Origin of the sequence: Ensifer sp. ENS03 (assembly GCF_014852035.1) — a bacterium.
GTDB classification, from domain to species: domain Bacteria; phylum Pseudomonadota; class Alphaproteobacteria; order Rhizobiales; family Rhizobiaceae; genus Ensifer; species Ensifer adhaerens.
This window is the reverse complement of sequence record NZ_JACVAV010000005.1, coordinates 158,337-183,921: the sequence shown is the minus strand read 5'-3', so window position 1 is coordinate 183,921 and position 25,585 is coordinate 158,337. Positions and strand designations below refer to the sequence as shown.

27 protein-coding genes and 1 other RNA gene are annotated in these 25,585 nt (G+C 62.8%); 19 read left to right on the top strand and 9 right to left on the bottom strand.

Translation table 11 applies throughout. The annotated features are described in order from the left end of the window. Nucleotides 1-282: 282 nt before the first annotated feature. The 3 genes from IB263_RS19345 (at nt 283) to ssrS (ending at nt 1,155) form a co-directional block, all read left to right on the top strand. Complete coding sequence (locus IB263_RS19345; protein ID WP_034806184.1) at nt 283-552, top strand: DUF4164 domain-containing protein; 270 nt, start codon at nt 283-285, stop codon at nt 550-552. Between the two features lie 11 nt (nt 553-563). Beyond that, nucleotides 564-941 carry a cell division protein ZapA gene (locus IB263_RS19340; RefSeq protein ID WP_034806187.1) on the top strand — a complete coding sequence of 126 codons (378 nt, stop codon included), beginning with the start codon at nt 564-566 and terminating at the stop codon, nt 939-941. Nucleotides 942-997: 56 nt separating this feature from the next. Further along, nucleotides 998-1,155: non-coding RNA, 6S RNA (ssrS, locus tag IB263_RS19335), on the top strand. A 23-nt stretch (nt 1,156-1,178) separates the two neighbouring features. Here ssrS and IB263_RS19330 read toward each other — a convergent pair. Then, nucleotides 1,179-2,060: a LysR family transcriptional regulator gene (locus IB263_RS19330; RefSeq protein WP_234798711.1), complete on the bottom strand. Its 882-nt coding sequence runs from the start codon at nt 2,058-2,060 to the stop codon at nt 1,179-1,181. Nucleotides 2,061-2,160: 100 nt separating this feature from the next. Between IB263_RS19330 and IB263_RS19325 the strand changes: the two genes are divergently transcribed. Further along, nucleotides 2,161-2,385: a hypothetical protein gene (locus tag IB263_RS19325; protein ID WP_034806191.1), complete on the top strand. Its 225-nt coding sequence runs from the start codon at nt 2,161-2,163 to the stop codon at nt 2,383-2,385. Nucleotides 2,386-2,404: 19 nt separating this feature from the next. Here IB263_RS19325 and IB263_RS19320 read toward each other — a convergent pair whose 3' ends face one another. After that, nucleotides 2,405-2,614 (bottom strand): hypothetical protein, encoded by a 210-nt coding sequence (locus tag IB263_RS19320; RefSeq protein WP_034806648.1) that lies wholly within the window; start codon nt 2,612-2,614, stop codon nt 2,405-2,407. Between the two features lie 350 nt (nt 2,615-2,964). Between IB263_RS19320 and IB263_RS19315 the strand changes: the two genes are divergently transcribed. The 8 genes from IB263_RS19315 (at nt 2,965) to IB263_RS19280 (ending at nt 12,537) form a co-directional block, all read left to right on the top strand. Next, nucleotides 2,965-3,537: a 5-formyltetrahydrofolate cyclo-ligase gene (locus IB263_RS19315; RefSeq protein WP_034806194.1), complete on the top strand. Its 573-nt coding sequence runs from the start codon at nt 2,965-2,967 to the stop codon at nt 3,535-3,537. 212 nt (nt 3,538-3,749) lie between these two features. Then, nucleotides 3,750-4,574: a YmdB family metallophosphoesterase gene (locus tag IB263_RS19310; RefSeq protein WP_034806196.1), complete on the top strand. Its 825-nt coding sequence runs from the start codon at nt 3,750-3,752 to the stop codon at nt 4,572-4,574. Between the two features lie 481 nt (nt 4,575-5,055). Further along, nucleotides 5,056-6,210, top strand: a complete 1,155-nt coding sequence (locus IB263_RS19305; protein ID WP_034806198.1) for an efflux RND transporter periplasmic adaptor subunit — start codon at nt 5,056-5,058, stop codon at nt 6,208-6,210. Further along, nucleotides 6,207-9,383 (top strand): efflux RND transporter permease subunit, encoded by a 3,177-nt coding sequence (locus tag IB263_RS19300; protein ID WP_060581110.1) that lies wholly within the window; start codon nt 6,207-6,209, stop codon nt 9,381-9,383. The genes IB263_RS19305 and IB263_RS19300 overlap by 4 nt, the downstream gene beginning before the upstream one ends. Nucleotides 9,384-9,666: 283 nt before the next feature. Beyond that, the gene (locus tag IB263_RS19295; protein WP_192438936.1) at nt 9,667-10,503 is read left to right on the top strand and encodes an MBL fold metallo-hydrolase; all 837 of its coding nucleotides are present in this window, start codon (nt 9,667-9,669) and stop codon (nt 10,501-10,503) included. An 18-nt stretch (nt 10,504-10,521) separates the two neighbouring features. After that, nucleotides 10,522-11,004 (top strand): hypothetical protein, encoded by a 483-nt coding sequence (locus tag IB263_RS19290; protein WP_090299744.1) that lies wholly within the window; start codon nt 10,522-10,524, stop codon nt 11,002-11,004. 85 nt (nt 11,005-11,089) lie between these two features. Then, nucleotides 11,090-11,836 (top strand): YebC/PmpR family DNA-binding transcriptional regulator, encoded by a 747-nt coding sequence (locus IB263_RS19285; RefSeq protein ID WP_043625539.1) that lies wholly within the window; start codon nt 11,090-11,092, stop codon nt 11,834-11,836. A 71-nt stretch (nt 11,837-11,907) separates the two neighbouring features. Next, entirely contained in the window at nt 11,908-12,537 is a 630-nt protein-coding gene (locus tag IB263_RS19280; RefSeq protein ID WP_034806206.1) for an HAD hydrolase-like protein, read from the top strand. 10 nt (nt 12,538-12,547) lie between these two features. Here the strand turns inward: IB263_RS19280 and IB263_RS19275 are convergent, their stop codons facing one another. Continuing rightward, nucleotides 12,548-13,549, bottom strand: a complete 1,002-nt coding sequence (locus IB263_RS19275; protein ID WP_060518594.1) for an LLM class flavin-dependent oxidoreductase — start codon at nt 13,547-13,549, stop codon at nt 12,548-12,550. A 170-nt stretch (nt 13,550-13,719) separates the two neighbouring features. Between IB263_RS19275 and ruvC the strand changes: the two genes are divergently transcribed. The 4 genes from ruvC (at nt 13,720) to IB263_RS19255 (ending at nt 16,959) form a co-directional block, all read left to right on the top strand. After that, nucleotides 13,720-14,232, top strand: a complete 513-nt coding sequence (ruvC, locus tag IB263_RS19270; protein ID WP_034806209.1) for a crossover junction endodeoxyribonuclease RuvC — start codon at nt 13,720-13,722, stop codon at nt 14,230-14,232. Nucleotides 14,233-14,298: 66 nt separating this feature from the next. Next, nucleotides 14,299-14,916 (top strand): Holliday junction branch migration protein RuvA, encoded by a 618-nt coding sequence (gene ruvA, locus IB263_RS19265; RefSeq protein ID WP_034806211.1) that lies wholly within the window; start codon nt 14,299-14,301, stop codon nt 14,914-14,916. A gap of 96 nt (nt 14,917-15,012) precedes the next feature. Then, nucleotides 15,013-16,056, top strand: a complete 1,044-nt coding sequence (gene ruvB / locus IB263_RS19260) for a Holliday junction branch migration DNA helicase RuvB (RefSeq protein ID WP_192438874.1) — start codon at nt 15,013-15,015, stop codon at nt 16,054-16,056. Beyond that, on the top strand, nt 16,057-16,959 hold the full coding sequence (locus IB263_RS19255) for a metallophosphoesterase (RefSeq protein ID WP_034806217.1): 903 nt from the start codon (nt 16,057-16,059) through the stop codon (nt 16,957-16,959). It abuts the gene before it with no gap. A 125-nt stretch (nt 16,960-17,084) separates the two neighbouring features. Here IB263_RS19255 and IB263_RS19250 read toward each other — a convergent pair whose 3' ends face one another. The 4 genes from IB263_RS19250 to IB263_RS19235 form a co-directional block, all read right to left on the bottom strand. Beyond that, the gene (locus IB263_RS19250; RefSeq protein ID WP_034806219.1) at nt 17,085-18,293 is read right to left on the bottom strand and encodes a hypothetical protein; all 1,209 of its coding nucleotides are present in this window, start codon (nt 18,291-18,293) and stop codon (nt 17,085-17,087) included. A 179-nt stretch (nt 18,294-18,472) separates the two neighbouring features. Beyond that, a complete protein-coding gene (locus IB263_RS19245; RefSeq protein ID WP_192438873.1) occupies nt 18,473-19,363 on the bottom strand; it encodes an NAD(P)-dependent oxidoreductase in 891 nt (296 codons plus the stop codon). Then, complete coding sequence (locus tag IB263_RS19240; protein WP_192438872.1) at nt 19,360-20,220, bottom strand: glycosyltransferase; 861 nt, start codon at nt 20,218-20,220, stop codon at nt 19,360-19,362. The genes IB263_RS19245 and IB263_RS19240 overlap by 4 nt, the downstream gene beginning before the upstream one ends. Next, the gene (locus tag IB263_RS19235; RefSeq protein ID WP_034806229.1) at nt 20,217-21,437 is read right to left on the bottom strand and encodes an NAD-dependent epimerase/dehydratase family protein; all 1,221 of its coding nucleotides are present in this window, start codon (nt 21,435-21,437) and stop codon (nt 20,217-20,219) included. The genes IB263_RS19240 and IB263_RS19235 overlap by 4 nt, the downstream gene beginning before the upstream one ends. Before the next feature lie 124 nt (nt 21,438-21,561). Here IB263_RS19235 and ybgC point away from each other — a divergent pair, with 124 nt between their 5' ends. From ybgC to IB263_RS19220, 3 genes are all read left to right on the top strand, one after another. Further along, entirely contained in the window at nt 21,562-22,017 is a 456-nt protein-coding gene (gene ybgC, locus IB263_RS19230) for a tol-pal system-associated acyl-CoA thioesterase (protein WP_034806232.1), read from the top strand. A 126-nt stretch (nt 22,018-22,143) separates the two neighbouring features. After that, nucleotides 22,144-22,740: a TetR/AcrR family transcriptional regulator gene (locus IB263_RS19225; protein WP_192438871.1), complete on the top strand. Its 597-nt coding sequence runs from the start codon at nt 22,144-22,146 to the stop codon at nt 22,738-22,740. Further along, nucleotides 22,733-23,626, top strand: coding sequence for a haloalkane dehalogenase (locus IB263_RS19220; RefSeq protein ID WP_192438870.1), 894 nt, complete (start codon nt 22,733-22,735; stop codon nt 23,624-23,626). The genes IB263_RS19225 and IB263_RS19220 overlap by 8 nt, the downstream gene beginning before the upstream one ends. Here IB263_RS19220 and ligD read toward each other — a convergent pair. Together ligD and IB263_RS19210 are read right to left on the bottom strand one after the other, a co-directional pair. After that, nucleotides 23,623-25,248: a non-homologous end-joining DNA ligase gene (ligD, locus tag IB263_RS19215; RefSeq protein ID WP_192438869.1), complete on the bottom strand. Its 1,626-nt coding sequence runs from the start codon at nt 25,246-25,248 to the stop codon at nt 23,623-23,625. The two genes, IB263_RS19220 and ligD, sit on opposite strands and share 4 nt — an antisense overlap. Continuing rightward, nucleotides 25,248-25,559 (bottom strand): hypothetical protein, encoded by a 312-nt coding sequence (locus IB263_RS19210; protein ID WP_089044560.1) that lies wholly within the window; start codon nt 25,557-25,559, stop codon nt 25,248-25,250. Before IB263_RS19210 ends, ligD begins: the two co-directional genes overlap by 1 nt. Between the last annotated feature and the right edge of the window lie 26 nt (nt 25,560-25,585).

The following is a 25,585-nucleotide window of genomic DNA, read 5'->3' as shown; positions in this document are numbered from 1 at the left end:
TGACACATAGCAGGTGCGCCGTGCGAGTCAATAAATACGGGGCTTCCGCGGCCATTTGACGGCAGCTTGCTTCGGTCCCTGCCCGAGTGCTTGTTCCGCAATGCAATAAGCCTGCTGCACTGCCGTTGAAGAAAGCCGGCTACGCAATCCATCCACAGCTTCCGCTGTTGTTTGCTGTACTTGGCATTGTTGAGACTTACGTAATAGGTTTAAAAAAGATCGAGCCGAAGCGGCGGACGGGATTCGGGCGATTCGGCCTCATGGGCGAGGTATTCGGAACACATGCCGGCAAAGACTGTCAAAGCGGCGATCGACGAACTGCGAAACGCAGTGCAATCCCTGGAGAATGCGATCGACGGTCGGTTTGACAGGGAGCGGGACTTCAGCGAGTTCGAGGGCGAGGTGCGACGCGTCAACACCGACCGGTCGCGGCTGGCGCAGGAACTCGATCAGTCGCAGTTCCGGGCAAACCGGCTCGAGGAGGTCAACCGTGAGGTTTCCCGTCGCCTCGTGACGGCGATGGAAACCATTCGGGCGGTGCTCGACCGCTAGGAACAAGCGACATGGCGCAGGTGACAGTTTCGATCGATGGCAAGGCCTATCGCATGGCCTGCGAGGAAGGGCAGGAAGATCATCTGATCGAGCTTGCCACCAATTTCGATCAGTATGTCGGACACCTCAAGACCCAGTTTGGCGAGATCGGCGATCTGCGCCTGACCGTCATGGCCGGCATCATGGTCATGGACGAGCTCAGCGAGGTCAATCGCCGGCTGAAGAACCTCGAAGCCGAGGTCGGCAACCTGACCAACGGGCGCGACGCCGCGCTTTCGGATCAGCTGAAGAACGAGGAGGCGCTGGCCTCGGCGCTCAGCGAAGTGACCCAGCAGATCCACGGTATCGCCGCCAAGCTGAACGGCCGCCCCACGACGCCGTCGAGCTGACAAGGTTTCGTCGGCGAGCCACTGGCGCGAAGCACCGAGACACTTTATATATCGAATGCGGTCTGCGCTCCCCGACAGGAACCACAATCCCCGGGGCCATACTCGATCCTAAGGGAGCTGTCCCTGTCCGGACCCGTGGGTTCGGACACATGGCGCCCACCTACTTTGTAGGCACCCGGGATCGTAAAATATCCATCGGTTGTGTGGATCGCACTTCTCCCTCTTTCCGTTGCTCATTCACTCCCCGGCAAAGGCCCGGCGGATGGCGTCGGCCATGGCCTCGACGATCCGGTCCTTGCCGTTTCCGGCCTTTGAAATCCGCAGCACGACATTCGAGTGATCGATGACGGTGTAGCCGTCATCGGCGGTCAGTTCGCGGCAGCCGGCCGGAATGCTGCTGCGGGCAAGCGGCGCGATGGCGAGGCCGGATACCACCGCCGCCATCAGGCCGCCGCTGGTGCGGCTGACATAGGCGACGCGGTTGTCGATGCGGCATTTCCTCAAGTTGCGCTGGGCGAGGTCGTCGCACCAACCGCCTTCGAGATAGGTATAGGTCGCGATCGGTACCGGGCGGCGCTCGTCGGTCCGGTGCTGCTCCGACGTCACCCAGACGGTCGGATCCATCATTAGCACCTCGTTCCTCGTCTTTCCGCCGGGCTCGAAGACGACGGCAAGGTCGATCTCGCCAGCTTCCAGCGCTGCGACATTGGTCATCGACGCGCCCTGCTGCACGGTCACTTCGACGCCCGGGTGGATGGCGGCGAAACTGCCGAGCGCCTTCGGCAAGGTCGAGTTGATGTATTCCTCCGGCAATCCGATCCGGACCGCGCCGTCGAGCGCGGGTTGGCGGAGCGCGGCGGCCGTGTCGTCAAGCAGGGTAACGATGCGCCTGGCATTGTCGACGAGCCGCAGTCCCTGCGGCGTCAGCACCACACCGCGCGAATGGCGCTCGAACAGGGCGTCGCCGAGCACATCCTCGAGCTTCCTGATCTGCATGCTGACGGCCGACTGGGTGCGCCCGACGATGTCTGCGGCGCGCGTGACGCTGCTGGTATCGACAACCGCGAGAAAGGTTCTGAGCAGATCGCTATCGAGGGGAAGGGGCATGGCTTCAACCATCAGATTTTCTGATGACAGTTATGCTTGCAATTCGTTTGTCAGATGTCAATGCGAGGACGAAGATCGTCCCGTCAGATCATCTTGCGCCCGAGTCCTTGCCATGAGCGTGCTTGCCGTTCTCGCCTTTTCCGAAACGTTCGTTACCGCCCGACGCAGGGCAAGGCAATGGACTGTCGATTTGCTGTTTGTCGAGGCGCCCGTCGAGGTGCCGGCAGACAAGCCGTTGCTGCTGCGCGACGTCGGGATCTCGGCAGGCGACCCTGACCTTCGGCAGCGGGAGCGGATCTTGGGGCAGGCGGTCTATCGGTCGCACTGGATGCTCTAGGCCGTCCCCGCGCCAATCCTTACGAGATGAGATCGAGCCTTGCGGCACGAAAGACGGCTTCGGCCAGATTGCCGGCCTGCAACTTGCGCATGGCGTCTTCCAGCGCGCGGTCGATCCGGTCGAGCGGAATGTCGGTTTCGCGCATCATGTCCTGGCGCGTGCGGCCGCGGGCTGCAAGCGTCAGGCAACGCAGTTCCAACGGTTCGAGTTCTTTCATCTGGTCCTTCATGGACGTCGGCTTTTCCACTGCTGCCTGCAGGAGCGCGTCCATACATCGAACACGGGCATTAGTTCCTGCTAATTATTTGAAATCGCGTCTTTATTTGCATGCGCTCGCCAATGCGCGAAAGCGGAACCGTCGTCCATGATGAACGGAACGCTAATGCTGTGCCGAACCGGGAAGGCGCTGGCAGTGCTGTCGCAAACCGCGGCAAAAGCGGCGATGCGGGTGAATGTGCACGGGCGACATCGGGTACATAGGCTGGTGATTGAGCCGGGAATCGGCGAGAAAGTGACGGGTTGTGCCATTTCGGGAGGAGAATTCGTCCGCGACGATGGCATGAGGCAGGAGAGGGCACGATGTCACCGAAAGACCTGAAGGCGGCGCTGCGCAACGAGCGGCTGGCATTGCGCGATGCGATGCCCGCGGAGATACGGATCGAGGCGAGCCTGACCATGGCCGACCATGCCGGCGACGTCATTGCGCTCGATCCGGGCCACATCGTTTCCGGCTTCTGGCCCATCCGCTCCGAGGTCGATATCCGGCCGCTGATGGCGCGGCTGAAGAGTCGCGGCGCCCGGCTCTGCCTGCCTGTGATCATGGACAAGAAGACGATCGTCTTTCGCGAACTTCTCGATGGCGTCGACATCATCTCAACCGGCTTCGGCACGACGGGGCCTGGCCCGGATGCTCCGGTGCTCGACCCGGATATCATGCTCGTGCCGCTTTCTGCCTTTGACGCGACCGGTCACCGGATCGGCTACGGTGCCGGTTATTACGACCGGGCCATCGACCGGTTGCGCAACAAGGGGCATCTGCCGAAACTGATCGGCATCGCGTTCGACTGCCAGGAGGTGGCTGCCGTGCCGGCCGAACCGCACGATGTGGCGCTGGATGCCGTTCTCACCGAGAGCGGATTCCGGCATTTCTAGGTCATTGACGAAGCTGAGCGACGGCCCGGCGCTTTGAAATCGCGCGGGCCGAGGCGGAAGATTGGTTCGCGATCCCACGCGGAATCGATCTTGGGCGTTTCCTGTCGGCCCAGGATCGTGTAGACGCTCTACCTCTTTGTTTTACGCAGGTCCGGCCGCCACAACCGCTGACGCGCTTCCGCCGGAACTGCCCTGGTGGGATTTGAGCGAGCATGAGGCTTCTGTTTCTGGGAGATATGGTGGGCAAGACGGGCCGCACGGCGGTCTGGGAGCGGCTTCCGGGACTGATCGGCGACCTTAAGCTCGATTTCGTCATCGTCAACGGCGAGAACGCCGCGGGCGGCTTCGGTATTACCGAAGACATCTTCCTCGAGACGATCAACGCCGGCGCCGACGTGGTGACCACCGGCAACCACGTCTGGGACCAGAAGGAAGCGGTGGTCTTCTGCGAGCGGCACGACCAGTTCCTGCGCCCGGCCAACTATCCGGCCGGCACGCCCGGCCGCGGATCCAACCTGTTCTTTGCCCGCAATGGCGCGCGCGTGCTGGTCGCCAACGTCATGGGCCGCGTCTTCATGCATCCCGAACTCGACGACCCCTTCAAGTCGGCCGAGGCCATCCTCGATGCCTGCCCGCTCGGCGAGCAGGCGGATGCGATCGTGTTCGACTTCCATGCGGAGGCGACCAGCGAGAAGCAGTGCTTCGGCCATTTCGTCGACGGTCGCGCCAGCCTCGTCGTCGGAACGCATACGCACGTGCCGACCGCCGACCACCAGATCCTCAACGGCGGCACCGCCTATATGAGCGATGCCGGCATGTGCGGCGACTACGATTCCTCGCTCGGCATGGACAAGGAGGAGCCGCTCAACCGCTTCATCTCGAAGATGCCGAAGGGGCGCTTCGAGGCGGCCTCGGGTCCGGCCACCATCTGCGGTCTCGGGGTCGAGATCTCCGATCGCACCGGGCTTGCCGAGAAGATCGCGCCGCTGCGACTGGGGCCGAGACTGGCGGAAACGATCCCGGATTTCTGGTCTTAAGGCCGGTCAGGCGGCATTCTGAACGCAGCGCGAAGCTGCGCGCGGGCACCTTTGGTTGTCCCGTATCGCCTTATTGGAATTGATTTTTTTCAAGGTGACAACCCCATCAAATGATGGCAGGTTATCGCGAAATCACGCCGGGCCGGGGCGTGATGTATTCGTGGGTTTTTGCAGAATGAATGGTGTGCGCAGTCCTGGATTGCGGGCATGTGCTGTTGTCGCTGCGCCACGGGCAATTGCTCGCTGCCCAGCGAATTTGACCTGACAGCGTTCGCGGGCCGAAGGGCGCAAGGCCGCTGTATCATTTGATTGCTTGTGTGACTTTGCCTCTCGGATCGCTGCCGATCCGAGGATTTGTGCGGAGCGGGACGGGTAATGCGGCTGTTTTGCGCACAGGCCCCGCTCTGAAATATTCAAAGCGATCGCGGTGGTCTGGTCGATTGGCTGCCCCTCGTGATCCAAGTGCATTCGGAGGGCATGCATGTTGTCTCAGTGGCATTTGCCGATGATCGTCGGCGCTTCTCTTTCCCTTCTATCCGCAATCGGTGCCCAGGCGCAGGACGCGCAACTGCCCGTGGTGACCGTCGCCAAGCCGGTCGTGCGGGACGTCATCGACAGCGACGAGTTCATCGGCCGTTTCGAGCCCGTCGACGAGGTGCAGGTTCGCGCCCGCATCGGCGGCTATCTCGACGAGGTCAATTTCACCGATGGCGCCCTGGTGAAGAAGGGCGACAAGCTCTTCGTCATCGACCAGCGGCCCTATCGTACGGCTCTCTCCCAGGCCGAATCGACGCTGGAATCGGCGCGCTCGTCTCTGGAATTCGCCGAGGCCCAGTTCAAGCGGACGCAATCGCTGACGGGCACCGGCACGCTTTCGGTCTCGACGCTCGACGATCACCGCCGCGAACTCCTGTCGGCGCAGGCGCTGGTGCGCGGCGCGGAAGCGGCGGTCGAGCGTGCCAAGCTCGACCTCGACTACACCACCATCACCGCGCCGCTCAGCGGCCGCGTCGACCGGCGCCTGCTGTCGACGGGCAACCTCGTCCAGGCTGACCAGACGGTGCTGACGACGATCGTGTCGCTCGACCCGATCGATTTCTACTTCGACGTCGACGAACGGCGGCTGCTTTCCTATGCACGGGTCGCGCGCGAGCGCGGCAGCGCGCTGCAGGAAGGCGGCGGCTCGCTCGAAGTGCTGGTCACCATCGCCGACTCGCAAGAGGAGCCGTTCAAGGGCAAGCTCGACTTCGCCGAAAACCGCGTGGATCCGCAGAGCGGCACAATGCGCGTGCGCGCCCGTCTCGATAACCCGAGCCTCGTGCTGCAGCCCGGTCTCTTCGGCCGTGTGCAGATCGAAGGCTCGAACACCTACAAGGCCGTCCTCATTCCGGACGAAGCGATCGGCGCCGACCAGAACGAGCGCATCGTCTATGAGGTGACCGGGGATGGAACGGTGGTGACCAAGCCCGTGCGTCTCGGCCCGAAGCTGCATGGCTACCGCGTCATCCGCTCCGGCATGACCGGCGACGAGACCATTGTCGTCAACGGTCTGATGCGGGCGCGGCCCGGCACCAAGGTGAAGCCCGAGACGGTGCAGCTTCCCCCCGAAGCGCAAGCAGCGGGGGCGGCGCAATGAGGTTTGCTCACTTCTTCGTCGACCGGCCGATCTTCGCGTCGGTGCTGTCGATCGTGCTGCTGATCGTCGGCAGTATCGCCTATTTTCAGCTTCCCGTGGCGCAGTACCCGGAAATCGCCCCGCCGACCATCGTCGTTCGCGCCGCCTATCCGGGTGCTGACGCCGATACCGTTGCCAACACCGTCGCGACGCCGCTCGAACAGGAAATCAACGGCGTCGAGAACATGCTCTATATGTCCTCCTATTCGACCGCCGACGGCTCGATGGCGCTGACGATCACCTTCAAGCTCGGCACCGACCTCGACCAGGCACAAGTGCTGGTACAGAACCGCGTGTCGATCGCGGAGCCCCGGCTGCCGGAAGAAGTCCGGCGGATCGGCATCACCACGGCCAAGAGTTCGCCCGACCTGATGATGGTCGTGCATCTCCTGTCGCCGACCGAACGCTATGACCAGCTCTACGTCTCGAACTATGCGCGCACCCGCATTCGCGACCTGCTCGTCCGGCTCGATGGCGTCGGCGACGTCATCCTGTTCGGCGAGCGCGAATATGCGCTGCGTGTCTGGCTCGATCCGGAGAAGCTGTCGGCCTATGGTATGACGGCCGGTGACGTGGTGCAGGCTTTGCGCGAGCAGAACGTGCAGGTCTCCGGCGGTTCGATCGGTGGTCCGCCGGCGCCGGGCGACAGCGCGTTCCAATACACGGTCACGACGGACGGCCGCTTCAGCGACGCGCGGCAGTTCCGCTATGTCATCGTCAAGGCGACGGAAAGCGGTCGCCTCGTGCAGCTGCAGGACGTCGCGCGTGTCGAACTCGGTGCTCGCGAATACGTCAACAACAGCTATCTCGACGGCAGCCCGGCGGTGGCGCTCGGCATCTTCTCGCGGCCGGGCACCAATGCGCTCGACGCCGCCGAGCAGATCCAGAAGGTGATGACCGACGTTTCCAAGGACTTCCCCGACGGGCTCGAATACCGCATCGTCTACAACCCGACAGAGTTCATCTCGGAATCGATCAACGAGGTCTACAAGACGATCGCCGAGGCGGCCATTCTCGTTGCCATCGTCGTTCTCGTCTTCCTGCAATCGTGGCGCACAGCGATCATCCCGATCGTCGCCATCCCCGTGTCACTCGTCGGCACCTTCGCCTTCCTCTATGCCTTCGGTTTCTCGCTGAACATGCTGACGCTGTTCGGCCTGGTGCTGGCGATCGGTATCGTCGTCGACGATGCGATCGTGGTGGTCGAGAATGTCGAGCGAAATCTCGCGCGAGGGATGACCCCGCGCGAGGCGTCGCATGTGACCATGGACGAGGTGGGGGCGGCCGTCATCGCGATCTCGCTGGTGTTGACCGCGGTGTTCGTGCCGACGGCTTTCATCCCCGGCATCGCCGGCCAGTTCTACCTGCAGTTCGCCGTGACGATCTCGGTCGCAACGGTGATTTCCGCCTTCAACTCGCTGACACTGTCACCGGCGCTGGCGGCTATCCTGTTGAAGCCGCACGAGAACGGCCATCATGAAAGCCGCAATCCGCTGACGCGCTTCGGCAAGGCCTTGGCGAACGGCTTCAACAATGGTTTCGACCGGATGGCGTCGGGCTATGCATGGGTCGTGCGCAAGCTCGTCTCGACGAAGGTGGCGCTGGCCGCGGCCCTTCTCGTCTTCGTCGGGCTGCTGGGGGCCACCTGGTACATGGCGCAGATCGTGCCGCGCGGCTTCGTGCCGACCATGGACCAGGGCTATGCGATCGTCGTCATCCAGCTGCCGGACGGCGCTTCGCTCGACCGGACGGACGCCGTCGTCAAGCGGGCCTCGAAGATCATCCAGGACGTGCCGGGCGTGAAAAGTGCTGTTGCCTTTGCCGGCTTCAACGGTGCGACCTTTACCAACGCGTCCAATTCGGGCGTGGTCTTCGCCTCCTTCGAAAGCTTCGAAGAGCGGCTGAAGAACGGGCAGGGGGCCAACCAGATCATCGGCCAGCTCTATGGCAGCCTGCAGAGCATCCAGGAAGCCTTCATCATCGCCGTGCCGCCGCCCTCCGTGCGCGGCATCGGCAACTCCGGCGGCTTCAAGATGCAAATCATGGACCGACAGAGCTCCGACATGCGCCGCGCGCTCGGGCTTGCCTACCAGATGATGGGCGCTGCCAACCAGACGGAAGGGTTGACCGGGGTCTTCACCACCTTCTCGGCCTCCAGTCCGCAATACTTCCTGGCGATCGACCGCGACAAGGCGCGCACACTCAACGTGCCGATCCCCAACATCTTCGAGGCGCTGTCGATCAACCTCGGTACGTCCTACGTCAACGACTTCAACGCCTTCGGCCGCGTCTACCAGGTGCGGGCGCAGGCCGACCAGCAGTACCGCGTCGAGCGCGACAACATCCTGGCGCTGAAGGTGCGCTCGGCGACCGGTGCGCTGGTGCCGATGGGTACGCTCGTCGAGATCCAGGATACGGCCGGTCCGACGCTGGTGCAGCGCTACAACATGTACGTCTCGGTGCCGATCCAGGGTAACCCTGCGGTCGGTGTCTCGACCGGTACGGCTCTCGACAAGATGGAGGCGCTCGCCGCCCAGATCCTGCCGCAAGGCACGACCTTCGAGTGGACGGAACTCGCCTACCAGGAGCGCCAGACAGGCAACACCGCGGTGTTCATCTTCGCACTGTCGGTCGTCTTCGTGTTCCTGGCGCTGTCGGCCCAGTACGAAAGCTGGGTTCTGCCGCTGGCGATCATCCTGATCGTGCCGCTCGGCGTGCTGGCCGCATTGGTCGGCGTGTTCATCCGTGGGCTCGACAACAACGTGCTGACCCAGATCGGGCTCATCGTTCTGATCGGTCTTGCAGCCAAGAACGCGATCCTGATCGTCGAGTTCGCGCGGCAGGGCGAAGACGAGGGCAAGACGCCGATCGAGGCGGCGGTGGAGGCGAGCCAGCTTCGCCTGCGTCCGATCCTGATGACCGCCTTTGCCTTCATCCTCGGCGTGGTGCCGCTGATGATCGCGACCGGCCCGGGTGCCGAAATGCGCCAGTCGCTCGGCACGGCGGTGTTTTCGGGCATGCTCGGGGTAACGTTCCTCGGCCTGTTCCTGACGCCGGTGTTCTACGTCGCGCTCCGGTCGTTCCGGCGACGCAAGGCGGCGGTGAGCGAGCCGGCGCCGCACCCGGCCGAATAGGGAAGGCCCGACGACAATCTGACGAATGCCCCGGCAGCAATGCCGGGGCATTTGGCTTTGAAGAGGCTATCATTGCCTTATCGGTCTCAGGGCCGGTGACGTAAACGTGAGCACCGCCTGCCGTTTGTAACTGGACGTGGCCGGGCCCTTGAACAATTCTTTCCGCGCCCCGTGACGCCACCGTTCGGTCGAGCGAAGGCAAAGGCTTCCATTCGCTGTTCAATACCTGCCCGCCGCGTGCCCCCAAGGCCCGAGGTCAGGCGGCAAGTGAGAGAGGTGAAGGCTGATGCTCCGGTACTTTGTCTACACATTTGCCGCCATATGGTTCATCCACGCGTTCTGGCCATCGGTCGCCCATGCGCAGCAACAGCCGCGCCCTGTCAGCCAATGCCAGGCGATCGCCGAAGCGCTCCCCCAGGCAACCTTTGCCAGTTTCACGCCCGCGGCTGCCACCAAGGGGCAGACGACGGCCGGCGAGGTGACGATCAGCTATCTCGGCCATTCCACCTTCCTGATCGAGACGCCCGGCGGCGTCTCGATCGCAACCGACTATAGCGGCTGGTATGCACCGTCGATGCCGCCGACGGTCGCGACCATGAACAAGGCGCATTCGAGCCACTACACGCTGACGCCGGATCCGGCGATCAAGACCGTGCTGCACGGCTGGAGCGATAGCGGCCAACCGGCGCGCCACGATCTCGTGGTCGGCGACGCCTACATCCGCAACGTGACGACCGACATCCGCGCCGGCGGCGGCGCCATGGAGCACGACGGGAACTCGATCTTCATCTTTGAGGTGGCGGATCTCTGCATCGGCCATCTCGGCCATCTGCACCATGAACTCGATGACAGCCACTACAGCCAGATCGGCCGGCTGGACGTGCTCATGGTGCCTGTCGATGGCGGCCTGACCATGGGTGCCGAGAGCATGAGCCGGGTGGTCAGCCGGCTGCGCGCCTCGCTGATCCTGCCGATGCACCGCCGTGGCCCGCCGATCGACGCCTTTCTGGACATGTTCGGGGACGACTACGACAAGCGTTACGCCGACAGCGCCAGTATCAAAGTATCCCTGCGTTCCTTGCCAAGCAAACCACTGATTTATATCCTCAAGGGCGTTTGAACATCCTGGGATCGCCCGATGAAGTTGCTCGTGGTTGGCGTATCGTTCTTTCTCTCCTTCTCGACTCTTGCCGAGGCCGGTGGCGCGCCGCCGCCGCGCATGCCGTCTCCCGAGGGGCAACAGCCGCAAAGCCAGCCGGAGACCACGGTCCGACCGGCGGGTGAGCCGGAGATCTTCGCGATGCCCTCGGGCAATATCGGCTGTATCTACACGCCGGCTGGCGGCACGTCCGTCTATCAGCCCGCCGATGGCGGTCCGGAGCTGGCCTGCGATATCGTCGCGCCGCGTTATGTCAGGGCGACCCTTGGCCGGGCGGGAGCCGCCACGCTCAATCACGCCGTCGGCGATCCCAGCTGCTGTTCGACTGGGACTGTGCTCGACTATGGGCAAAGCTGGTCGCGAGGGCCGTTCTCCTGCGTGTCGGAACGCACTGGCCTTTCCTGCCGCCGTGACGACGGACACAGCTTCCTCTTGAGCCGCGCGCAGGTCTCGGCCAACTGAAAAACCGCCCCCCGGCTGGACGGAAAGCGGCAATAAAACTATAAGGCGCCCCATTCCATTCAAATTAATGCATGCAGAGGGTGCCATGGCTGGCCATTCACAGTTCAAGAACATCATGCACCGCAAGGGCCGTCAGGATGCGGTGCGCTCGAAAATGTTTTCCAAGCTCGCGCGCGAAATCACGGTTGCCGCCAAGTCGGGCATGCCCGATCCCGCGATGAACGCGCGCCTGCGCCTGGCGATCCAGAACGCCAAGGCGCAGTCGATGCCGAAGGACAACATCGAACGGGCGATCAAGAAGGCCTCCGGCGGCGACGCGGAGAACTACGAAGAAGTCCGCTACGAGGGGTATGGCCCGGGCGGCGTTGCCGTCATCGTCGAAGCCTTGACCGACAACCGCAACCGCACCGCCTCGAACGTGCGCTCGACCTTCACCAAGGCCGGCGGCGCGCTCGGCGAAACCGGCTCGGTTTCCTTCTCCTTCGATCGCGTCGGCGAGATCACCTACAAGCTCTCCGTCGGTGACGCCGACAAGGTGATGGATGCGGCGATCGAAGCGGGTGCCGACGACGTCACCACTGACGAGGACGGCCACACGATCATCTGCGGTTTCGAGGCGATCGGCGAAGTGTCCAAGGCGCTCGAAGACACGCTCGGCGAAGCCGAGACGGTCAAGGCGATCTGGAAGGCACAGAACACCGTTCCGGTCGATGAAGAAAAGGCGCAGTCGCTGATGAAGCTCATCGACATCCTTGAAGACGACGACGACGTCCAGAACGTCTATTCGAACTTCGAAGTCTCGGACGAGATCCTGGCGAAGCTGTCGGCCTGATTGGGACGACCGTCGCTCGCAGAATTTTCACCCGCGTCCGAAAGGCCGCGGGTTTTTCTTTGGATGGCCCGATGACCTATGAATTCGCGATCTTCGATTTCGACGGCACGCTTGCCGATACGGCGGCGAGTTTCATGACGGCGTGCAACGCGGCTGCACGGCGCTACGGCTTCCGCGAACTCTCGGTCGAGGAGTTCCAGTCGTTGCGCACCATGGGCAGCCGCGAGATCATCGCGCATCTCGGCGTGCCCGTTTGGAAACTGCCGCAGATCGCCACCTTCATGCGCCGTGCTATGGCGACTGAAGCGGCAAGCGTCCGGCTGTTTCCGGGCGCCGCTGAGCTTCTCTGGAAATTGAAGGCGGCGGGCATCGGCATTGCGATCGTGAGTTCGAACGCGGAGCAGGGTATTCGCGCCGCACTCGGCGAGGCGGCAGCGACGATTGATCTCTTCGAATGCGGTGCCGCGCTTTTCGGCAAGGCACAGCACTTCAAGCGTGCGATCCGGCACTCCGGCCTCGATGCGGCTCGCATCCTGGCGATCGGCGACGAGGCGCGCGATATCGATGCGGCGCGAAAGGCGGGCGTGGCGGCCGGTGCGGTTGCCTGGGGCTATGCCGACCCGGTCTTCCTGCAAGGGCTCGGGCCGGATCGGTTCTTTGCCAATCTGGAAGAGATCGCACCCGCTTTCGGGGCAATCTGATCGGCCGGCTTTACGCCGCCTTGGCGAGATCGCGCTGGGCGTCGGCGAAGAGGCGAAGCGAATTCAGCCGCGCCTGCATGTCGAAGATCGGCATGGAGATGATCAGTTCGTCGGCCTTTGTCTGCTCGAGGAACGCCCCGATCTTGCGCCGGATCGTCTCTGGCCCTCCGACCACCGCATACATCATCGAATGGTCGACGAAGATCTTCTCGTCATAGCTCCAGAGCCCATCCATCGACTGGACCGGCGGCGGAAACTGCCCGCGCGCGTTGCGGCGCAGGGCCACGAAGGATTGCTGCATGGAGGTGAAGAGGTAGTTCGCCTCCTCGTCCGTATCGGCGGCAACCCCCATGACGCCGACCATCACCTGCGGCTTGGCAAGGGTCTCGGAGGGGGTAAAGCGCTCGCGGTAGATCTCCAGCGCCGAGAGCAGCATGTCCGGCGCGAAATGCGAGGCGAAGGCGAAGGGCAGGCCGAGCATGCCGGCGAGATGGGCGCTGAAATGGCTTGAGCCGAGCAGCCAGATCGGCACATTGGTGTCGGCGCCGGGCACGGCGATGATCTTCTGGTCCTCGGCGACGGGGCCGAGCAGTGCCTGCAGTTCGACGACGTCGTTCGGGAAGTTGTTGCCGCTCGCCTCCATGTTGCGTCGGAGGGCCTGGGCGGTGCGCATGTCGGTTCCGGGCGCACGGCCGAGGCCGAGGTCGATGCGGCCGGGGTAGAGGGCGGCGAGCGTTCCGAACTGTTCGGCGATGACAAGCGGCGAGTGGTTCGGCAGCATGATGCCGCCGGAGCCGACACGGATCGTCTTCGTCGCTGCCGCCACGTGCGAGATCACGATCGAGGTCGCCGCACTGGCGATGCCCTTCATGCCGTGATGTTCGGCCAGCCAGAAGCGGGTGTAGCCGTTCTCCTCGGCCGCCTGGGCCAGACGACGCGAATTCTCCAGCGATTGGGCGACGCTGCCGCCTTCAGTGATCGGGGAAAGATCGAGGACGGAGAAAGTCGCCATGGCAAAGGCCTTTATTGAGAGAAATTGATGCAAGGCTATGTAAGCTCAATTTTCCTCAATCCAAGGCCGGTGCCGAAGAAAACCTGAGGCCGCGCCTCAACTGTGCGTATGTTTTTGTTTTGTTCACTTTTTGCTGGCAGCGTCCGGACTGACATCATAGGGTGAAATTCATGCAGACCACGATTCGCATCATCGGCATCGATCCGGGGCTCCGTCGTACCGGCTGGGGCATCATCGAGACGCTCGGCAATTCGTTGCGTTTCGTCGCCTCGGGCACGGTGACGTCGGATGGTGACATGGACCTCGCCTCCAGACTTTGCCAGCTGCATGACGGCCTTGCCGAGGTGGTGCACAGCTATCAGCCACACGAGGCGGCGGTGGAGCAGACCTTCGTCAACAAGGACGCGACAGCGACGCTGAAACTCGGCCAGGCGCGCGGCATCGCCATGCTGGTGCCGGCACGCGCAGGCCTCAGGGTCGCCGAATATGCGCCGAACGCGGTCAAGAAGGCGGTGATCGGTGTCGGCCATGGCGAGAAGCAGCAGATCCACATGATGCTGAAGGTTCTGATGCCGAAGGCCGAGTTCAAGGGCAACGATGCGGCGGACGCACTGGCGATCGCTATCTGCCATGCCCACAACCGGCAATCGGTGACGAGCCGGCTTGCCGCATTGATGGCGTAGTTGCGCCCGACACGATAATTTCCGATGGTCCGATGACCATCCAGAACCCACCGCGAGAGACGCCACATGATCGGCAAATTGAAGGGTACCATCGACGAGATCGCCGAGGATCACGTCGTGCTCGATGTGCATGGCGTCGGCTACGTTGCCTTTTGTTCGGCGCGCACGCTGTCCAGGCTCGGATCGGCGGGCGAGGCGGCGGTGCTCTTCATCGAGACGTATGTGCGCGAAGACCAGTTGAAGCTGTTCGGCTTCCTGACGGCGCTGGAGCGGGAATGGTTCCGGCTGTTGCAGAGCGTGCAGGGGGTCGGCTCGAAAGTGGCGCTGGCCGTGCTTTCCACCCTGACGCCGGGGGAATTGGCCAATGCGATCGCGCTGCAGGACAAGACCTCCGTCTCCCGTGCGCCCGGTGTCGGGCCCAAGGTGGCGGTGCGCATCGTCACGGAACTGAAGAACAAGGCGCCGTCCTTCGCCGGCGAGATGTCGGCCTCGATCGGCCTCAAGCAGGAGCTTGGCGAAGGCGTCGCCTCCGCGCCGGTTTCCGATGCGGTTTCGGCGCTCACCAATCTCGGCTACTCGCGCGACCAGGCGGCCAATGCCGTTGCGGCGGCCTTGAAGAACGGCGGCGAAGGCGGCGACAGCGCCAAGCTCATTCGCCTTGGCCTGAAAGAACTGGCGCGATGAACGCTTGCCTTGGCTGGGCACAGAAGGCAGAACGCATCGTGCCCGGCATGATGACGGGTTGCAGCGCTGAGCTGCCCGACCGAATGGAACGAACGCATGACTGACTCCGCACGCCTGATAACGCCGGAAAAGCGCGGTGAAGACCTCGATGCGACCATGCGCCCGCAGACGCTGGATGACTTCACCGGCCAGGCGGAAGCGCGCGCCAACCTGAAGATCTTCATCGAGGCGGCGAAAAACCGCGGCGAGGCGCTGGACCACGTGCTCTTCGTCGGCCCTCCCGGTCTCGGCAAGACGACGCTGGCGCAGATCATGGCCAAGGAGCTCGGCGTCAATTTCCGCTCGACTTCCGGCCCTGTGATCGCCAAGGCCGGCGATCTCGCGGCCCTGCTCACCAATCTCGAAGAGCGCGACGTGCTCTTCATCGACGAAATCCACCGGCTCAATCCGGCCGTCGAGGAAATCCTCTATCCTGCGATGGAGGACTTCCAGCTCGACCTCATCATCGGCGAAGGCCCGGCGGCGCGGTCGGTGAAGATCGACCTTTCGAAGTTCACGCTGGTGGCGGCAACCACCCGCCTCGGGCTTCTGACGACGCCGCTTCGCGACCGTTTCGGCATTCCGGTGCGGCTCAATTTCTACACGGTCGAAGAGCTGGAATCGATCGTCCGGCGTGGCGCCCGGCTGATGGGCCTCGGCATGACCGACGACGGCGCCCGCGAGATCGCCCGCCGCGCCCGCGGTACGCCGCGCATCGCCGGCCGGCTGTTGCGCCGCGTGCGCGACTTCGCCGAAGTGGCGCGTGCCGAAGCCGTGACCAAGGAGCTCGCGGACGAGGCGCTGACGCGGCTGCTCGTCGACAATATGGGCCTCGACCAGCTCGACCGGCGCTACCTCTTCATGATCGCGCAGAACTTCGGCGGCGGTCCCGTCGGCATCGAGACCATAGCGGCGGGCCTTTCGGAGCCGCGTGATGCGATCGAAGACATCATCGAGCCCTATCTGATCCAGCAGGGCTTCATCCAACGCACGCCGCGCGGCCGTATTTTGACCGCCAATGCCTGGAAACATATCGGCCTTAATCCCCCCAAGGAGATGGAGGCGACCCAGTTTCGCCTGACATTAGAGGACGACGACTAGATGATCAGCCGCCGCGGATTGTTGAAACTGATCGGCGGCGGTATCGTCAGCATGGCGGCACTGGGCGGCTACGCCTTTGCCGTCGAACCTCTGGCCCGGCTGAACGTCACCCGATACAAATTGACGCCACCCAATTGGACACCGGGCCTCAAGCTGCGCGCCGTCGTGCTCACCGACATCCACGCGTGCGAGCCCTGGATGCCGGCAAGCCGTATCGCTTCGATCTGCCGGCAGGCCAACAGCCTTGGCGGCGATATCACGCTGCTGCTCGGCGACTATGTGGCCGGGATGAACCTCGTCACCAGCTATGTGCATTCCAGCGAATGGTCGAAGGCGCTGGCCACACTCGAGGCGCCGCTCGGCGTCCACGCAGTCATGGGCAATCATGACTGGTGGGAAGACCGGACCGCGCAGAAGAACGGCGGCGGGCCGACCTTCGGGCACAAGGCGCTGCAGGACGTCGGCATCAACGTCTATAGCAACCGGGCGGTGAGACTGGAGAAGGAGGGGCAGGGCTTCTGGATCGCTGGCCTCGAAGATCAGCTTGCCTTGGTGCCCGGCAAGAAGTGGCAACGCAAGCGCATGAGCGGTCTCGACGATCTCGACGGTACGCTCGCCCAGGTGAGCGATACTGATCCGGTCATCCTCATGGCGCATGAGCCGGATGTGTTCCCGCGTGTTCCGTCGCGTGTCGCGCTGACACTGTCGGGCCATACCCATGGCGGCCAGGTGCGGTTTCTCGGCTATGCGCCGGTCGTGCCCTCGCGTTTCGGCGAGCGTTACGCCTACGGCCATGTGACCGAGAACGATTGCAATCTGATCGTTTCCGGCGGTCTCGGCTGCTCGCTTGCGCCGGTTCGCTTCGGCATGCCGCCGGAGATCGTGGTGATCGATCTCGGCTGAGCGACAAATTCCGGGTTCGTCCGGTCTTGCGCTGAAAGAGCCTGGCATCAAGACGACGCCAGGTCTGTTTGCTTCCGCCCGCCCGCTCTGTTGAGCCGAGCAGGGCGCCCGTTTGTCACGGTGCGTCAGGCGGCCCTGATGGCTCCGCTTCGCACTGCGCCCCGCAGGCCGGACGCCACCTCATAGGTGTCGGTGACCAGCAGCAGGCCGTCCGCGCACTGGTACCATTCTCCCTCGCTCATGCTCTTTACCGACGCACTGAGTGTTGCCAGTTCAACAGAGCCGGGCGGTGTGCTGATGATCCGTTCGGCGACCCAGCTATCGAGCCAGGCCTGGTTTGCCGGCGAAACGGCCTCGAGCGCGATTTGCGGGTGCTGGTCGAAGTAGGTCTGGACGGCCAGGTTGGTTGGCGCGATGACGATCTGGTCAAGATTGCTGTCGCCGAGCGCATCGATCACACGAGAGTTTTCCAGCGCTGCCAGGAAGGTGTCGGTCTTGCCGTCCCGACCGGTCGAAGAGGCGAGAGAGCGCAATGTCTCCAGTATCGTCGGCAGCGGCGGAATAACCTCGATGTCGCTGGTGCCCGTCCTGGTAAGGGACTGGTAGACGAGATCGATCTCGGGCGTGAACGACCGCTTGCGAATGCCGCGCGTCCAATTGAACTCGAAGTCCACTTCGAAGCGCCCTTTGAAGTTGGGCGTCGCGCCTTGCGGAACCTCGATGATCGCGGCCGCATTCCAGATGTAACCGGCATAGGACGGGCGACCGGGATTTGCCGGCACTCCCGCCGAAACCCAGCCGACATGGGGCAATCTCGCCTGCCACTCGATCGATTGCGTTGCGGGGCGTGCCGCAAACGAAACCTCGGAGGCCGTGAAGCTGACACCGACATTGGCGCTGAGCGAGGCGCCGCCCTTCGGGCCTTCCTTGCTGTATTCGGCGCTGAGCTCGCCGCCGATCGAGAAACTGATCGTCGCTTGCTCGACGGTGCTGTTCGGCCCGAACGTTACGAGCCGCGCCTGCTGCGAGTTCGTCTCGAGGCGCAGCTTCATGTGATTGGCGTAAAAGCCGACCGATACCCAGTTGGACGACGGAGTGGATGGCGAACCCTGGATGCCGTGATAGACATCCCCGACGACGAGGTAGTAGTCGCGCGTCAGATTCTGGTTGCCGCGCATCAGCTTGTAGACCGAAAGCAAGGCGTTTGCAGTCAAGGTTTGCGATGAGGTCTTGACCGTGCCCCAGCCGAAATCCTTGCCGCCATTCGTTTTCCATTCACCGTTCAAAGTGCCGACAAGCTTCCAGACTTCAGGATTCAACGTCTCGATAGGCATGATTGATTTCCTTCGAAGCGCCGTCGATCGACGGGAGGGTTGAGCTTTTTGCACGGACCGGAACCGTTCCGCGCAGCCAACATAGCTCGGATTTTCGGTAGCAACCTGGGGTATTAAATTGTAAATTAATACTCCTTAAAGGAGTCTTTGATCGACACAGAACGGCTCTACGCAGCGTCTCAGCCGAGCAGCTTTTCGATCGTCTCGTGCAGCCGCGGGAGCCCGCCCGGCGTCCAGCCGAGCGCGCGCAGACGGCCACAGTCCATCGCGTTGAATTCGGTCAATGCGGCCGGTTCGGGCAGGTCGTTCGTACAACCGGTGATTTGGCGAACAATTTCCAGAATGATGCTGTTGTCGACGAGGATATCGGAGACGTTGAAGACCGAAACCGGTGAGCGGCGCGTTTCCGCTTCGAGCACGAGGCGCACGGCGGCTGCGACATCGTCGCCATGCACTTCCGTGCCGGCCCGCGGTGTAACCGGGCGGCCCTGCAGATAGTCGTCGAACAGAGCCTGCCATTTGTGCGACGCCCCGTTGCCCGGTGCTCCGTAGACGCCGGTGACGCGTAGGCTTGCTGTCCTGAAGTTGTCGGTGCCCAGCAGTTCTAGTTGCCGCTCCGCCGCAAGCTTGAGCGCGCCATAGAGGCTCTCGGGATGGCAGGTCGATCCCTCCGACAGCACGGCGCCTGCTGGGTGCGTTCCGTAGACCGCGCGGCTCGACAGGAAGATGCAGCGCCCTACGCCCTGTTCGCGTGCCGTTTCGAAAAGCCGGACCGAACCATCGAGATTGGCGCGGCGGAAGCTCTCGGGATCATCGCCTTCGCCGCCTCGATATCGGCCAGGGATGTGCTGGAAGGCGGCATGGACGAAACACTGGACATTGCCAAAGGCCGCGCTGTGATCGCTCGTCGGATCGAGCGACAGGGGCACGAAACCAACAGGCCCGCTGAAGAAGGTGTTTGGGGCCCGCGTGCGACCGCCGATCACAACCTCGTACCCCGCCTGCAGCAGATGCTCGACGATGAAGCGGCCGACGAAGCCCGTGCCGCCGGAGACAAGCACGCGGGTCATCGGCGGACCGGGTTGGTGAGCGATGCGATGTCCGGAATATCGTCTCCTGTCAGGTAGCCATGCCAGAGATCGATAAGCGGCTGCAGGGCCTCCCGGCGCGGATGATCCGTCTCCCAGGGCTTTTCATACTGGTAATGCAGCACGCCGATTGAGCCCCAGTCCCAGAGTTCGGGCAGGTTGAACCAGACATATTGCAGCATGTTCATCGTCACTGGCAGACCGTGCCAGTCCGGGAAGAAGGCTTGCAGGAAGGTCTGGTCGGTGCGCGGCCAGAAGGCGTCCGGCGCATCAAGCTGGGTGATCATCCTGTCGAAGGTCGCCATTGACGGTTCGGCGACGAAGACGCCGGAATTCAGCCGATGAAAGTCCGCAAGGCTTTCGTAGACATTGGGGGCAGCGGAGAATTCCGGATAGGCAAACAGCCGGTCGATGTTCCGGAGCACGACCGCATCGGCGTCGATGAAGACGCAGCGCCGATATTCGGTAAGCTGCCAGAGCCGGAGCTTGCAGAAGTTGTCGAGCGGCGAGTGGAAGTCGGGCTTTCGGCCTTTCGTGAAGGGCGCCTTATCATGCACGTTCCGGCGCTGGTGGCGCGCGTTGAAGGCGTCGGAAAGCGGCAGAAGGTCGGTCTCCACCAGCCGGCAGCCGAATTCGGCAAGCGGCGCCAGTACATCGACAGAAACGCCGCCCGTGTGCAGCACGACGATATCGGCCTTCGTGCCCGTGCGTGTTATGGAGCGCGCCAGTGCGCGGGCGCCAAGCGCATAATCGGCATTGGTGACGAGCGTCACATAGGCATGGTCGGCTTGGGGAGGCGAGGAGGGGCGGAGCCCCTCCGAAGGATCGTTCGATGTCATGAAACGGATTTCAGCCGCTTGCCTTCTGGGTCGTGGTTGATCAGCGGCGCGATGTCCTTGGTCCAGGCGGAGACGGCGGGCACGCGCGTTCTGTCGACACGATAGGCGAATTTCTTGGCGACATCGACGATTTCCGAAAGCAATCCGTCCTGCAGCCGCGTCGGGTTGAGACCGAGGCTCAGGAATTTCTCGTTGTGCACGACGAGTTCGTTCTCGGCAGCTTCCTTGCGCGGATTCGGCAACCGGGCGATCTCAGCCCCCGATATCGAGGCGATCATTTCGGCGAGATCGCGCACCCGGTGGGTCTCGGTCATCTGGTTGAAGATCTCGACACGGCTGCCGCGCGCCGGTGGGTTCGTGAGTGCCAGCTCGATGCATCGCACCGAATCCTGGATGTGAATGAAGGCGCGGGTCTGGCCGCCGGTGCCGTGCACGGTCAGCGGATAACCGATTGCCGCCTGGATGAGGAAACGATTGAGCACGGTGCCATAGTCGCCGTCATAGTCGAAGCGGTTGATGAGCTGGGCGTGGCGGCGCGTCTGCTCGGTATGCGTACCCCAGACGATGCCCTGGTGCAGGTCGGTGATCCGAAGCCCGTCGTTCTTGGCATAGAACTGGAAGAGCAACTGATCCAGGCACTTGGTCATGTGGTAGATCGAGCCGGGATTGGAGGGGTAGAGGATCTCTTGGCTGACGGTCTCGCCGCCCATCGTTTCGATGCCGACAGGCAGATAGCCCTCGGGGATCGCCGCGCCGATGGTGGAGTAGCCGTAGACGCCCATGGTGCCGAGATGCACGAGGTGGGCGTCGAGGCTGAGTTCGACCAGCGCGTTCAGAAGATTGTGCGTGGCGTTGACGTTGTTGTTGACCGTGTAGTTCTTGTGGCGGTCGCTCTTCATCGAATAGGGCGCGGCACGCTGTTCGGCAAAATGCACGATGGCGTCAGGGCGATGGTCGGCGAGCCAGTTCTTCAGGAGTTCGTAGTCGCGGGCGAGATCGATCAGGTTGAAATGGATGCGCCGGCCGGTTTCGGCATGCCAGATACGCGTGCGTTCCTGGATCGAATCCATCGGCGTCAGCGATTGTACGCCCAGTTCCGTATCGATCCAGCGGCGGGAGAGATTGTCGAGGATATGAACGTCGTGACCGGCATCGGACAAATGAAGGGCCGTGGGCCAACCGACGAAACCGTCGCCGCCGAGAATCGCAATCTTCATGCACGTTCTCCTGATCGCAAAGGAAGTCCGTCACGTGATAGGATAGGATTGTGACAAGGCTGCAATGCTTGCAAACGGCTTTTTGTTCCTGCACAGGAAACGGGAAATTCTTTCGGAGAAAAGTATGTCCCTGATTTCGCTCGCAGGCGAACTGACCGAAAACGGCCATCAGCTGATCCAGCGCGTCTATTACGAAGACACCGACTTTTCCGGCGTCGTCTATCACGCCCGCTACCTGCATTTCATGGAGCGCGCCCGTACCGATTTCCTGCGGCTGCTCGGCGTCGAGCAGGCAACGCTGGCGATCGAGGGCGACAGCGAAGGCCTCGTCTTCGTCGTTCATCGCATGGAGATCGATTTCAAGCTGCCGGCGCGCATGGATGACATCCTGACGATTACCACCGTCACCGAGAAGGCCGGCGGCGCCAAGATGGTGCTGCAGCAGGAGATCCGCCGCGGCGAGCAGTTGCTGATCGCCGCCAAGGTGATCATCGCCGTGATCAACGGCCAGGGTCGGCCACGGCGGCTGCCCGAGGCGCTCGCCTACAAATTCCATCATGCGAAGGAGAGCGCGGGCTAGAGCTCTCCTTCAGTCGCACGGAGACACGGCGCCCCTTCCAGGGGCGTTTTTCGTTGGTGGACGCGCGTTTTCACTGCATTCGATTCAGTGCATTGACAATAATACGTACGTACGTATTATTTCGCCATGTCCAGAAAATCGATACGCGAAAATCTTCTGAAGGCGGGCGATCAGCTCGTATGGAACACAGGCTACGCCGGGACCGGCGTACGCGACATCGTCGAGGCTGCGGGCGCCCGTCCTGGGTCCTTCACCAATCACTTCACGTCCAAGGAAGACTTCGTCATCGAGGTGCTCGATCGCTACTTCGCCTATGTCTCGGGCCTCGTGGAAGAGGCGCTTGGCGACAGAAGCGTGCGCTCCGTCGACCGGTTGCGTCGCTACATCGACCTCATCACCGGCAAGCTGGCTGACGCCGACTACAGCCGCGGCTGCATGATCGGCAATCTCAGCCTCGAAGCCTCCTTCGACAATGAACGGCTCAGGGCACATCTGTCGAAACTCTTTGCGATCTGGCGCGGTCCCTTCGAGGCCTGCATCGCCGAAGGGCTGGAGAAGGGCGAAATCGCTCCGCTCGGCTCGGCGGCCGAGCTTGCCGACTTCCTGCTCAGCGCCTGGCAGGGGGCCATGCTGCGCATGAAGGTCGATCGCAGCCCGGCGCCGCTTGCAACGTTCAGGACGATCGTTTTTTCAACCGTGTTTGATGGAGGGAAGCATGCGTGAAGAGGCATTTGCAGCGGGCAAGTCATTCGTCGACATTTTCGGATCGTCGATGGCCTATATCGAAAAAGGCACGGGACCGACGGTCCTGTTTCTCCACGGCAACCCGACGTCGTCCTATATCTGGCGGAACATCTTGCCGCATGTGACACCGGTCGGGCGCTGCGTTGCACCGGATCTGATCGGCTATGGCCAATCCGACAAGCCCGACATCGACTACACCTTCCTCGACCAGTTCCGCTATCTCGAAGCCTTCATCGAAAAGGTCGCCCCCGGTCCACTTTTCCTGGTCGCGCAGGATTGGGGAACAGCGCTTGCCTTCCACTTTGCCGCACTCAATCCGGAGAAGGTGCTCGGCCTCGCCTTCATGGAATATATCCGGCCGGCTGAAACTTATGAGGCGTTTCATCAAAAGCCTCAGGCCCGCGAACTGTTCAGGGCGTTCCGAACTAAAGGCGTCGGCGAGCGGCTGATCCTGGAGGAAAACGTCTTCATCGAACGGGTCGTACCGAACGCGATCCTGCGTCAACTGAACGACGAGGAAATGGCTGCTTATCGGGCACCGTTTCCGAATCCATCTTCCCGCCGCCCCGTGCTGCGCCTGCCGCGTGAACTGCCGATCGAGGGCGCGCCTTCTGAGTTCTACGCTATCAGTACGGCAGATCACGCCACGCTTCGCGCCTCAGGATATCCCAAGCTATTGTTCTCGGGCGACCCTGGTGCGCTCATCTCGCCGGCGGAGGCGGAAGCTTATGCCGACGAGCTTGCGAATTGCCGCCTGGTGAAACTCGGCGCGGGCGCGCACTACCTGCAGGAGGATCATCCGCACGCGATCGGGACGGCATTACGTTCGTGGATCGAGGGATTGCGCGGGGCGTCGGCGGCCTAGTCCGCCTCGTTCACGCCGATTTTGCCCAGGATCGTCTTGGTCAGGGATTGCCTGATCTTGGACACATCCTGCCAGGGGTCTGCGCCATTTTCGATCCGCTCGAGGATGTCCGGGATGTGGAAGCTGTTGGCCGACTTGAGATCGGCAAGTTCATCCCAGTTGATGGGCGTCGCCACCGGTCCGTCAGCGCGCGCCCGGGTCGAGTAGGGGGCAATGGCGGTTGCGCCGCGCTCATTCCTCATCCAGTCGATGAAGATGCGTCCTTTGCGCTTTTCCTTCGACATAGTGGCGATGAACCGGTCCGGTTCGCGATCGGCGAAACCTTGCGCAAAGGTCTTGGCGAAGGCCTTGGCTTCCGGCCAGCTGGCGCGGGCCGTCAGCGGCACGATGACATGGACGCCCTTGCCGCCCGTGACCATCGGAGCCGATTTCAGCCCGATCTCGTCGAGCGCATCGCGCAAGGCCACGGCCGCACCTTTGACCATCTCGAAGTCGAGACCCTCGTCAGGATCAAGGTCGAAGACCAGTCGATCGGGGATCTCCAGCTTGTCGACATGCGATCCCCAGATATGGAACTCCAGCGTGCCCATCTGGACCGCAGCGACCAGCCCCTTGGCGTCGCGCACATACATGTAGCTTTCCGTTTCGCCGGAGCTTTCCTCGACGGGGACTTCCTTGATCTCGTCGGGAAAACCGTCGCTCGCATGTTTCTGGTAGAAGCGCGGACCCTTCACGCCCTGCGGCGCACGCACGAGCGACAGGAGACGCTCGGCCGCATGGGGCAATATGCGATCGGCGACGACGGCGTAGTAGCGGGCGAGATCGAGCTTGCTGATGCCCTGGTCGGCAAACAGGACGCGATCCGGATGGGTGATGCGCACCCCAAGCACGGTTTCGTCCGACATGGCTTGCTTCGCCTTTGCCGGCTTTGCTGCTCTGTCCTTGGGCTTCGTTGCGGTTTTGGATGTTTTGACTGTCACGGCCTTCGCCTCCTTGTCCTCCCCCTTGGAGGTCCAGACATGCTTCTTGCGTTCGCCCTTCCCATCGGCAATCTCGGCCATGGTGCGGCCGGTGCTGACGCTCGTCAGATGGTCCTCCAGCAGAACGTCGCCATCCTCGGCGGCAATTTCGTCACCCTCCTTGATCAGCAGCCAGTTCTCGCGCTTTTCACCGGGGCGTGACCGCATCCGCACCAATGCCCACCCGCCTTGCATCCGCTGACCGTGAAGATGGAATGTCAGCTTGCCCTCGCGCAAGCCCTCGTCCGGATCGTTTTCCGGCTCCCACCAGCCGCTGTCCCACAACATGACGGTGCCGCCGCCATATTGCTTTTCGGGGATTGTGCCTTCGAAATCGCCATAGGCCAGCGGATGATCCTCGGTTCTCACGGCAAGTCGTTTGTCTTCCGGATTGAGGCTTGGTCCGCGGGTGACCGCCCAGCTCTTCAAGACACCGTCCCATTCCAGCCGCAAGTCGTAGTGGAGCCGGGTGGCGTCATGCTTCTGCACGAGAAAGCGCATGCGGCCGGACCGGCCGCGACCAAGCTTGCCCTTTGGTTCGCGCGTCTCGCCGAAGTTGCGGCGTTTGTTGTATTCGGCAAGCGGGCTGCGAAGGGACGCCATCACCCGCCTCCACGGAGACCCCGGACGGTCGGCGCGTCCTTAGCCAGAATAGCGGACCTGGCCGCATCGAGGGCGAGGACCCGTTCGATGCGAACAATGTCCTCCTCGGTCACCACGGGAACTGGATCGGAGATGATGGCCTGGAGGATTTCCAGCGACACGACGCCGTGGGCGAGTGCGTCCTCCAGGGCGGCGCGGGTTTCCCGCTCGGCCTTGAGCTCGGCGTAAAGGGCGAGGATCAATCGGTCCCGGGGATCAAAGTCCGGTGAGGACTTTCCTTCGCTTCGTTGTCCTGTCGTTCGCTGGGCCATCCCTAGGAACGTACTCGGCAACGCTA

Excerpts from the sequence above, each read along its gene's own strand:
- IB263_RS19235 (WP_034806229.1), bottom strand. The coding sequence starts at position 21,437 with ATGAAGATTGCGATTCTCGGCGGCGACGGTTTCGTCGGTTGGCCCACG.
- IB263_RS19240 (WP_192438872.1), bottom strand. The coding sequence starts at position 20,220 with ATGACATCGAACGATCCTTCGGAGGGGCTCCGCCCCTCCTCGCCTCCC.
- IB263_RS19285 (WP_043625539.1), top strand. The coding sequence starts at position 11,090 with ATGGCTGGCCATTCACAGTTCAAGAACATCATGCACCGCAAGGGCCGT.
- IB263_RS19325 (WP_034806191.1), top strand. The coding sequence starts at position 2,161 with ATGAGCGTGCTTGCCGTTCTCGCCTTTTCCGAAACGTTCGTTACCGCC.
- IB263_RS19220 (WP_192438870.1), top strand. The coding sequence starts at position 22,733 with ATGCGTGAAGAGGCATTTGCAGCGGGCAAGTCATTCGTCGACATTTTC.
- IB263_RS19245 (WP_192438873.1), bottom strand. The coding sequence starts at position 19,363 with ATGACCCGCGTGCTTGTCTCCGGCGGCACGGGCTTCGTCGGCCGCTTC.
- ligD (WP_192438869.1), bottom strand. The coding sequence starts at position 25,248 with ATGGCGTCCCTTCGCAGCCCGCTTGCCGAATACAACAAACGCCGCAAC.
- IB263_RS19310 (WP_034806196.1), top strand. The coding sequence starts at position 3,750 with ATGAGGCTTCTGTTTCTGGGAGATATGGTGGGCAAGACGGGCCGCACG.
- IB263_RS19305 (WP_034806198.1), top strand. The coding sequence starts at position 5,056 with ATGTTGTCTCAGTGGCATTTGCCGATGATCGTCGGCGCTTCTCTTTCC.
- ruvC (WP_034806209.1), top strand. The coding sequence starts at position 13,720 with ATGCAGACCACGATTCGCATCATCGGCATCGATCCGGGGCTCCGTCGT.
- IB263_RS19290 (WP_090299744.1), top strand. The coding sequence starts at position 10,522 with ATGAAGTTGCTCGTGGTTGGCGTATCGTTCTTTCTCTCCTTCTCGACT.
- IB263_RS19345 (WP_034806184.1), top strand. The coding sequence starts at position 283 with ATGCCGGCAAAGACTGTCAAAGCGGCGATCGACGAACTGCGAAACGCA.
- IB263_RS19280 (WP_034806206.1), top strand. The coding sequence starts at position 11,908 with ATGACCTATGAATTCGCGATCTTCGATTTCGACGGCACGCTTGCCGAT.
- IB263_RS19250 (WP_034806219.1), bottom strand. The coding sequence starts at position 18,293 with ATGCCTATCGAGACGTTGAATCCTGAAGTCTGGAAGCTTGTCGGCACT.
- IB263_RS19300 (WP_060581110.1), top strand. The coding sequence starts at position 6,207 with ATGAGGTTTGCTCACTTCTTCGTCGACCGGCCGATCTTCGCGTCGGTG.
- ybgC (WP_034806232.1), top strand. The coding sequence starts at position 21,562 with ATGTCCCTGATTTCGCTCGCAGGCGAACTGACCGAAAACGGCCATCAG.
- IB263_RS19320 (WP_034806648.1), bottom strand. The coding sequence starts at position 2,614 with ATGAAGGACCAGATGAAAGAACTCGAACCGTTGGAACTGCGTTGCCTG.
- ruvA (WP_034806211.1), top strand. The coding sequence starts at position 14,299 with ATGATCGGCAAATTGAAGGGTACCATCGACGAGATCGCCGAGGATCAC.
- IB263_RS19275 (WP_060518594.1), bottom strand. The coding sequence starts at position 13,549 with ATGGCGACTTTCTCCGTCCTCGATCTTTCCCCGATCACTGAAGGCGGC.
- ruvB (WP_192438874.1), top strand. The coding sequence starts at position 15,013 with ATGACTGACTCCGCACGCCTGATAACGCCGGAAAAGCGCGGTGAAGAC.
- IB263_RS19210 (WP_089044560.1), bottom strand. The coding sequence starts at position 25,559 with ATGGCCCAGCGAACGACAGGACAACGAAGCGAAGGAAAGTCCTCACCG.
- IB263_RS19330 (WP_234798711.1), bottom strand. The coding sequence starts at position 2,060 with ATGGTTGAAGCCATGCCCCTTCCCCTCGATAGCGATCTGCTCAGAACC.
- IB263_RS19315 (WP_034806194.1), top strand. The coding sequence starts at position 2,965 with ATGTCACCGAAAGACCTGAAGGCGGCGCTGCGCAACGAGCGGCTGGCA.
- IB263_RS19255 (WP_034806217.1), top strand. The coding sequence starts at position 16,057 with ATGATCAGCCGCCGCGGATTGTTGAAACTGATCGGCGGCGGTATCGTC.
- IB263_RS19225 (WP_192438871.1), top strand. The coding sequence starts at position 22,144 with ATGTCCAGAAAATCGATACGCGAAAATCTTCTGAAGGCGGGCGATCAG.
- IB263_RS19340 (WP_034806187.1), top strand. The coding sequence starts at position 564 with ATGGCGCAGGTGACAGTTTCGATCGATGGCAAGGCCTATCGCATGGCC.